The 8,307-nt window shown below is 73.9% G+C and carries 6 protein-coding genes; all 6 read left to right on the top strand.

Annotated features, from left to right (window positions below; all coding sequences use genetic code 11):
• Window positions 1–28 precede the first annotated feature (28 nt).
• The 6 genes from cobC (at window position 29) to E1287_RS40310 (ending at window position 8,176) form a co-directional block, all read left to right on the top strand.
• Window positions 29–1,051, top strand: coding sequence for an Rv2231c family pyridoxal phosphate-dependent protein CobC (gene cobC / locus E1287_RS40335; RefSeq protein ID WP_131970941.1), 1,023 nt, complete (start codon window positions 29–31; stop codon window positions 1,049–1,051).
• 11 nt (window positions 1,052–1,062) lie between these two features.
• Window positions 1,063–2,142, top strand: coding sequence for a nicotinate-nucleotide--dimethylbenzimidazole phosphoribosyltransferase (cobT, locus tag E1287_RS40330; protein ID WP_131970938.1), 1,080 nt, complete (start codon window positions 1,063–1,065; stop codon window positions 2,140–2,142).
• A 151-nt stretch (window positions 2,143–2,293) separates the two neighbouring features.
• The gene (gene cobA, locus E1287_RS40325) at window positions 2,294–3,532 is read left to right on the top strand and encodes a uroporphyrinogen-III C-methyltransferase (RefSeq protein WP_131970936.1); all 1,239 of its coding nucleotides are present in this window, start codon (window positions 2,294–2,296) and stop codon (window positions 3,530–3,532) included.
• Window positions 3,529–5,916, top strand: a complete 2,388-nt coding sequence (locus E1287_RS40320) for an AAA family ATPase (RefSeq protein ID WP_243719771.1) — start codon at window positions 3,529–3,531, stop codon at window positions 5,914–5,916. The genes cobA and E1287_RS40320 overlap by 4 nt, the downstream gene beginning before the upstream one ends.
• Window positions 5,913–7,625 carry a GTPase gene (locus E1287_RS40315; protein WP_131970935.1) on the top strand — a complete coding sequence of 571 codons (1,713 nt, stop codon included), beginning with the start codon at window positions 5,913–5,915 and terminating at the stop codon, window positions 7,623–7,625. Before E1287_RS40320 ends, E1287_RS40315 begins: the two co-directional genes overlap by 4 nt.
• An 86-nt stretch (window positions 7,626–7,711) precedes the next feature.
• Window positions 7,712–8,176, top strand: coding sequence for a single-stranded DNA-binding protein (locus E1287_RS40310; protein WP_131970933.1), 465 nt, complete (start codon window positions 7,712–7,714; stop codon window positions 8,174–8,176).
• Window positions 8,177–8,307: the final 131 nt, after the last annotated feature.

The raw sequence follows: 8,307 nt of genomic DNA, 5'->3' as shown, positions 1-8,307 counted from the left end.
ACCTCCCGGCTTCCCGCCCTGCCTCTCGATCGACCAACCTGACGTCGACCTGCGGCATCACGGGGACGCGGAGGTCGGCGACGGCCTCGCCGACTTCGCCGTCAACGTCCGGACGGGCATGCCCCCGCCCTGGCTGGCCGAGCGGCTCCGCGCGTCCGTCGCGGACCTCGCCGCCTACCCCGACCCGCGTCCGGCCCGCCGCGCGGTCGCGCGGCGGCACGGCAGAGCCGTCGACGAGGTCCTGCTCACCGCCGGGGCCGCGGAGGCGTTCGTCCTGCTGGCGCGGGTCCTCGCGCCGCGCAAGGCGGTCGTCGTGCACCCCCAGTTCACCGAGCCCGAAGCCGCGCTGCGCGCCGCCGGCCACACCGTGGAACGGGTGATCCTCGGCAAGGACTTCACCCTCGACCCCGCCGAGATCCCGGACGACGCCGACCTCGTCGTGATCGGCAACCCGACGAACCCGACATCCGTGCTGCACCCGTCCGGCGCCGTCGCCGCGCTGGCCGCGCCCGGCCGGACGGTCGTCGTCGACGAGGCGTTCATGGACTGCGTCCCCGGCGAGCCCGAGTCCCTCGCCGGCAGGCTGCCCACCGGCGTCGCCGTCATCCGCTCCCTCACCAAGACCTGGGGCCTCGCCGGGCTCCGCGCCGGATACGTCCTGGCCGATCCCCACCTGATCGGATGGCTGGCCGAGGCGCAGCCGCTATGGGCTGTGTCCACGCCCGCGCTCGTCGCCATCGAGGAGTGCTCCGCCCCGGAGGCCGTCGCCGAAGCCGAAGCGTGGGCCGTCGCGCTCGCCGCCGAACGCGACCGGCTGGCCGGGGAACTCACCGCACGCGGCCTCTACGTCGTCCCAGAAGCGCGCGCATCCTTCTTGTGCCTGCGCGTGCCCGACGCCCTCGGCATCAGAGCTTTGCTAAGACAGCGTGGCTACGCCGTAAGGCGGGGAGACACTTTCCCAGGGCTCGGTTCCGACTGGCTGCGCATCGCCGTGCGCGACCGGACGTCCAACGACGCCCTTCTAGACGTGCTCGGCGAACTCGGCATCTAAGAGAGGACACCGTGAACCTGATCGAGGACACCGTCGCCGCCATCGCGCCACTGGACGAGGCCGCCATGCGGGACGCCCGCGACCACCAGGCCCGCCTCACCAAGCCGCCCGGGTCCCTCGGCGTCCTGGAGGAGCTGTCGGTCAAGCTCGCCGGGCTGGCCGGACGGTGCCCGCCGCCGCTGCCCGAGCCCGCCGCCGTCGCCGTGTTCGCCGCCGACCACGGCGTCCACGCGCAGGGCGTCACGCCGTGGCAGCAGGAGGTCACCGCGCAGATGGTGGCCAACTTCCTCGCCGGGGGCGCCGTCGTCAACGCGTTCGCCGCCCAGGTCGGCGCCGAGGTCAGCGTCGTCGACGTCGGCGTGGCCGCCGACCTCGACCCCGCTCCGGGCCTGCTCCAGCGCAAGATCGCGCACGGCACCGCCGACATGACGCTCGGCCCCGCGATGACCATGGACGAGGCCCGCCGCGCCGTCACCGCAGGCATCGAGGTGGCCCGCGACCTGGTCGCGGACGGGATGGGCTGCTTGATCACCGGAGACATGGGGATCGCCAACACCACCGCGTCGGCCGCGCTGATCGCCGCGTTCACCGGCCTGCCGCCCGAGCGGGTCACCGGCCGGGGGACCGGCATCGACGACGCCACCCACGCCCGCAAGGTCGAGATCGTCCGCACCGCCCTCGCGCGCCACGGCCTCCCCGACGACGAGGCCACGCCGCTGGACGTGCTCGCGGCCGTCGGGGGCCTCGAACATGCCGCGATCGCCGGGTTCGTCCTCGGTGCGGCGGCGCTGCGCGTCCCCGTCGTCCTCGACGGGGTGATCGCCGGAGCCGCCGCGCTCGCGGCCGCCGCCCTCTGCCCCGACGCGGTCGGCGCCTGCGTCGCCGGGCACCGCTCGGCCGAGCCCGGCCACGCCGCCGCGATCGCCGAGCTGGGCCTGCGCCCGCTCGTCGACCTGGAGCTCAGGCTGGGCGAGGGAACGGGCGCCCTGCTGGCATTGCCGCTGGTCCAGGGCTCGGTACGGGTCCTGCACGAGGTCGCCACCTTCGACTCCGCCGGCGTCAGCGGCAAGGACGCAGGGACCCGTAACTAAACGATCACGGAATGAGTCACCTTCGGCTATCGACTGGACGGAGGCCCTCTCCATGCACTGCTGAACCCGAGTACCTTTGTTCCACAAAGAGACTTGTCAGTCACCAGGAGTCCGCCAGCTGAACCGCACATCCGATCGAGAGAATCACCACGTGCCCCCGTACCTGCTAGGACTGCGACTCGGCGGCCGGCGCGTCCTCGTCGTCGGCGGGGGCCGGGTCGCCCAGCGCCGCGTGCCCGCGCTGCTGGACGCGGGCGCCGACGTGGTGCTCGTCGCCCCCGACGTCACCGCCTCGCTGCAGGGCCTCGCGGAGCGCGGGAAGATCATCTGGCACCGGCGGGGCTTCCGGAGCGGCGACTGCGCGGACGCGTGGCTGGTCCAGGCCGTCACCGACGACGCCAAGGTCAACGCGGACGTGGTCGCGGAGGCTGAGGACGCGCGGATCTGGGCCGTCCGGGCCGACGACGCCGAGTCCTCGCCCGCCTGGACGCCCGCGAGCGGCCACGCGGGCGACGCGACCGTCGGCGTCCTGCTCGGCGGCGACCCGCGGCGCGCCGCCGGCATCCGCGACGCCGTGGTCGACGGCCTCCGCGCCGGCGCCCTCGAATCCCGGCACTCCCGGAGCAAGCCCGCCGGCGTCGCCCTCGTCGGCGGCGGTCCCGGCGACCCCGGGCTGATCACCGTCCGCGGCCGGCAGCTGCTCGCGATGGCCGACGTCGTCGTCACCGACCGGCTCGCCCCCGGCGGCCTCCTGGACGAGCTGGCCCCCGACGTCGAGGTGATCGACGCCGCCAAGATCCCCTACGGCCGGACGGTCACGCAGGACCGCATCAACGAGTACCTGGTCGAGCACGCCAAGCAGGGGCGCTTCGTCGTCCGGCTCAAGGGCGGCGACCCGTTCGTGTTCGGACGCGGCGGCGAGGAGGCGCTCCACTGCGCCCGGCACGGCGTGCCCGTCACGGTCGTTCCGGGCATCACCAGCGCCGTCGCCGTCCCGTCCGCCGCGGGCATCCCGGTCACCCACCGGGGCGTCGCGCAGGAGTTCCACGTCGTCTCCGCGCACGTCCCTCCCGGGCATCCCGACTCGGCCGTCGACTGGGCCGCGCTGGGCCGGGGGAGCGGCACGATCGTCCTGCTCATGGCCGTGGAACGGATGACGCTGATCGCGGCCGCCCTCATGCGCTATGGTCGGTCGTCCGACACGCCGGTCGCCGTGATCCAGGACGGCACCCTCCCCGGCCAGCGGTCGCTGACGGCGACGCTGGACACGGTTGCCGACGCGATGGCCGCCGGCGCGGTCCGGCCCCCGGCGATCGTGGTCGTGGGCGACGTGGTCAACGTGGCACGAGAGATCGACATGATTCGAGCGGACATGGGACGGGATCCGTGACACCCCCGGCAGAGCAGAGCGCGGTCCACGACGAGGAGGCCGGCGCCGGCCCGGGACGCGGGATCGAGGACTCCGCGGCCCCCGGGAAGGACGCCGCGCCCGCGGCGGACCGGCGCGGCGAGCCCGCCCGCCCCGAGGGCCAGGCGGACGGCGAGGACGAGACGGGCCGGCGAACGTCCGGTGAAGATCGTCCTACCGCCGGAGAGGCCGGGGACACCGGGGACGCCGAGCACGCGGCGGACGCCGGAACGACCGAACCCTCGAACGCGCAGGCCCCCAAGGAGACCAGGCGAGGCCGCTACGCCCGCCGTGGCAAGGACACCCGGGCGGCCGGCGAGCAGCAGGAAGCAGAGTCAGGCGAGGAGCCCGTCGAGGACGCGCCGTCCAGCAAACGAACGCAGCCGGGCCAGACCCGCGCGGGCGCGCGCACAGCGAAGAGCACGCGCCCAGGCAAGCACGCGAAATCCGAGGCCGACGCCTCGTCCAACCGGCAAACGGACCCCGCCAAGGACGACCAGCCCGCCAGGGACGAACAGCCCGCGAAGGACGAACAGCCCGCCAAGCAGGCACAAACGAACAAGGACGCGAGCAAGGACGCCGGCAAGTCCGCTGGCAAGGACGCGCAGCGCGCCAAGGACGAAAAGCCCAGGGGCGTCGGACGCCGCCGCGCCGCCAGGCCCACCCCCAACACGGTGCGCCAGGGCGAGCTGACCAGGGCCGTCACCGGCCTGCGCGATCAGCTCGGCGCGTTCAACTTCCTGCTGGACGTGCCCGGCGTCCAGGACGCCCGCGAGGCCCGCGACGAGCTGCGCGACCAGCTCCAGGACTACGTCCTCCCGCGCATCCAGGCGGCCGGCGCGCCCATGCTGGTGGTCCTCGGCGGCTCGACGGGCGCGGGCAAGTCCACCCTGGTCAACACGCTCGTCGGGGCCCGCGTGAGCGCCACCGGCGTCCTCCGCCCGACCACCAGCAGCCCGATCCTCGTCTGCCACCCCGACCACGCGCAGTGGTTCCTTGAGGGCCCGCTGCTGCCCGGCATGGGACGCGTCCGCGGCCCGGCCCCCGACGCCATCGCCGGTGACCAACTGGTCATCATCACCAGCGACGTCCTCCCGCCCGGCCTCGCGCTCCTCGACAGCCCCGACTTCGACTCCGTCTTCGAGGACCACTACGAGTTCGCCACCAAGCTGATGGCCGCCGCCGACCTCTGGCTGTGCGTCACCACCGCCGCCCGGTACGCCGACGCGCAGGTGTGGCAGATGCTCCAGCGCGCCAAGGAGAACGGCGCCACGATCGGCGTCGTGCTGTCCCGGGTCCCGCAGGGCGCCGGGCCGCAGGGCGCCGAGATCGTCGAGCACTTCGGCGAGATGCTGGACGAGAACGAGGTCGGCGACGCGCGCCGCTTCACCGTCCCCGAGACCCGCATCGAGGACAGCCGCCTCCCCGAGGAGACCGTCGAGGACCTCCGCGCCTGGCTCACCGGCGTCGCCGAGGACGCCGAGGACCGCGAGATCGTCATCAGCGACACCCTCGCCGCCGTCCTCGACAGCTTCCGCACCCGCGTCCCCGAGCTCGCCCGCCAGGTCGAGGCGCAGGTCGAGCAGCGCACCGAGCTGGCCGCGGAGGTCGAGGCCGGGTACGGCACCGCGCTCGCCGAACTCGACGAGGCCACCCGCAACGGGTCCCTGCTGCGCGGCGAGGTCCTCGCCCGCTGGCAGGACTTCGCCGGCACCGGCGACCTGCTGCGCTCCCTGCACACCCAGCGGTCCCGGCGCGGCCGGTCCGCGCGGCGGCGGGGCCGCAGCCCGGCCCGGGTCCGCGCGCTCAAGGCCGCGCTGCGCAGCGGGCTCGAATCGCTGATCATGGCGTCCGCCGAGCACGGCGCCGAGCAGGTCATCGCCCGCTGGCGCGACCACCCGGCCGGACGGCAGGTCCTCGCCGCGGCGGACGCCGAGCTCGGGCACGTCTCCCCGGAGCTGTCGCGCCGCGTCACCCGGGCCGTCAGCTCCTGGCAGGACCACGTCCAGGAGCTGATCCGCACCGAGGGCGTCACCAAGCGCTCGGTCGCGAAGCTGGTGTCGTTCGACACCGAGGCGGTCTCCCTCGTCCTGATGATCGGCCTGCTCGGGTACGGCACGTCCGACGTGGCCGTCGAGGGCGGCAACAGCGCCGTCCCGCAGCGGCTGCTGAAGGCGCTGTTCGGCGCCGAGTCGCTGCGCGGCATGGGCGCCAAGGCCCGCGCCGACCTGCGGAGCCGCATCGGGATGCTGTTCGACGAGGAGTCCATCCGGTTCGAGCAGGTGCTCGACTCCGCCGGCATCCCGGACGAGACCGTCCCCGTCCAGCTGTACCAGGCCACCTACAACCTCGAGGTCGCCCGATGACCACCTCGGCCATCCCCACGAACTCGCCGCCGGGAACCGGCGGGATCCCGCTCCCCGACGCGTCCGTCCCCGGCGCCGCCGCTCCCGCCGGACCGCCCAGCCTGACCGACCGCCTCAACGGCCTCGACCGGCTCGTCCGCGCGGGCGCCGGACGGCTCGACCAGCCCGTCCTGGCCGAGGCCGGGGCGCTGCTCGACCGGGCCGGACAGCGGCTCCGGCTGTCCGGCGAGCACACCGTCGTGGCCCTCGCCGGCGGCACGGGCAGCGGCAAGTCGTCCCTGTTCAACGCCATCTGCGGGCTCGAACTGTCGCCGACCGGGATGCGGCGTCCGATGACGTCCCAGGCCCACGCCTGCGTCTGGGGCCTGGACGGCGCCGGCCCCCTCCTCGACTGGCTGGACGTCGACAAACGCCACCGCTACGCCCGCGCCAGCGCCCTCGACCTGGAACGCGCCGACGCCACGCTGCAGGGGCTCGTCCTGATCGACCTGCCCGACCACGACTCCATCCAGGCGATGCACCGCGCCGAGGTCGACCGGTTCGTCACCATCGCCGACCTCCTGGTCTGGGTCGTCGACCCGCAGAAGTACGCCGACGCCGCCCTGCACCGCAACTACATCGTCCCGTTCGCGCGGCACACCGGCGTCACCCTCATCGTCCTCAACCAGGTCGACCGGCTCGCCCCGCACGAGATCGACGACTGCGTCGCCGACCTGCGCCGCCTCCTGGAGGCCGAGGGCCTCGCCGACCCGCGCATCGTGACGACCTCCGCCATCGCCGACGACGGCGTCTACGGCTTCCGGGACATCCTCGTCGACACCGTCGCGGCCCGCCGCGCCCGGACCGAGCGCCTGTCCGCCGACGTCGACCGGGCCGCCGAACGCTTCGTCGGCTACCGCGCCGACACCGAGCCGCCCACCACGATCGACGACGGCCGCCGCGGCGACCTCGTCCAGGCCTTCACCGACGCCGCGGGCGCGCCCGCCGTCGCCGAGGCGATGGAGAGCGCCTACGAGCTGCGCGCCGCCGACTTCGTCGGCTGGCCGATCACCGCCATCATCGCCCGCCTCCGCTCCGACCCGCTGCGCCGGATGCGCCTCACCGAACTGCGCGAGGAGCTCCGCGGCGCCTTCACCGGCCCGATCGGCGCCCAGCAGGGCGACGTCGACACGGCCCTGCAGGGCGTCACCGAGGGCATCACCCCGGAACTGCCCGCGCATTGGGGACGCTCCGTCCGCGCCGCCGCCCGCTCCCACGCGACCGAGATCCCCGAGGCCCTCGGCGAATCGCTCAAGGACGCCCTGCCCACCTTCAACCAGGTGCCGCGCTGGTGGTGGCTGGTCAAGACGTGGCAGTACTTCCTGGTGCTGGTCGCCGCCCTCAGCGTCGTGTGGATCGGCCTCCTCGTCGCCTACGGCCTGCTGGACGCCGGCGGCGAAGACCCGGGCGGCCTGGTCGGGGAAGCGGGCCTCATCCCCTACGTGGCCGTCCTGGTGGTCTGCACCCTCGGCATGGGCTGGCTCACGTCATCGGCCTGCCGCAACCTGGTCGCCCTCTCGTCCGCCAAACACGGCGACAAGATGGAGCACCACATGCGCCTGGGCATCGAACGCGTCGCGCACGAAAAGGTGATCGTGCCCATCGAGCAGGACCTCCAGCTCTACGCCCGCTTCCGCCAGGACGTGGACATCGCGCTAGGCCGCGGCTGAGTTATCCACAGTTCCCCGCCCGCACCGCCTGCCCGCGCTCGCTGCGCCACCGTTGACCCGTACGCGCGAGACAACGGAGGACCGCGATGAACGAGGCGCACATCACCATCACCGGCTGGGTCGCAGCAGAGCCCCGCTACGCCGTCACCGCCAACGGCACGCCGTTCCTGTCGCTCAGGGTCGGCTGCACGCCCCGCCGCTACGACCGGCAGACCGGCCAATGGCAGGACATCGAGCCGCTGTTCCTGACCGTGAACTGCTGGCGGAACCTGGCCGACAACGTCAACGCGTCCGAGTTCCAGCGCGGCACCCCGGTGCTTGTCACGGGCCGCCTGCGGATCCGCCAGTACGAGCGCGACGGCCAATGGCGCTTCTCCGCCGAGGTCGAGGCCACCACCCTCGGTCCCGACCTCGTCCGGGGCACGGCCGACTTCCGTCCCGTCCAGCGCGGCGGCCCCCTCAACGAGGAAGACCTCCAGTTGGCCCGCGAAACCGCCGACGAATGGGCCCTGACCGCCCCCACAGAAGAAGACGAACCCAAAGCCGCCTGACCACACGCCGCCCGGAACGATGCCCGGCGATGGGCCCGGGAGGCGGCGTCCGGGGTGGTCTGGGCCGGGGCGTCTGGTGCCGGGGCGCGGGGCCTCGGGGAGGCCTTCGGCCTCGGGGGCGTTCCTGGGGG

The organism is Actinomadura sp. KC06 (assembly GCF_004348735.1).
Taxonomy (GTDB): domain Bacteria; phylum Actinomycetota; class Actinomycetes; order Streptosporangiales; family Streptosporangiaceae; genus Spirillospora.
Note: the sequence above shows the minus strand (reverse complement) of the source record. Positions and strands in the feature narration are given on the sequence as shown.

What these genes read in the sequence shown, in the direction of transcription:
- E1287_RS40315 (WP_131970935.1), top strand. Translation starts at nt 5,913, where the DNA reads ATGACCACCTCGGCCATCCCCACGAACTCGCCGCCGGGAACCGGCGGG.
- E1287_RS40310 (WP_131970933.1), top strand. Translation starts at nt 7,712, where the DNA reads ATGAACGAGGCGCACATCACCATCACCGGCTGGGTCGCAGCAGAGCCC.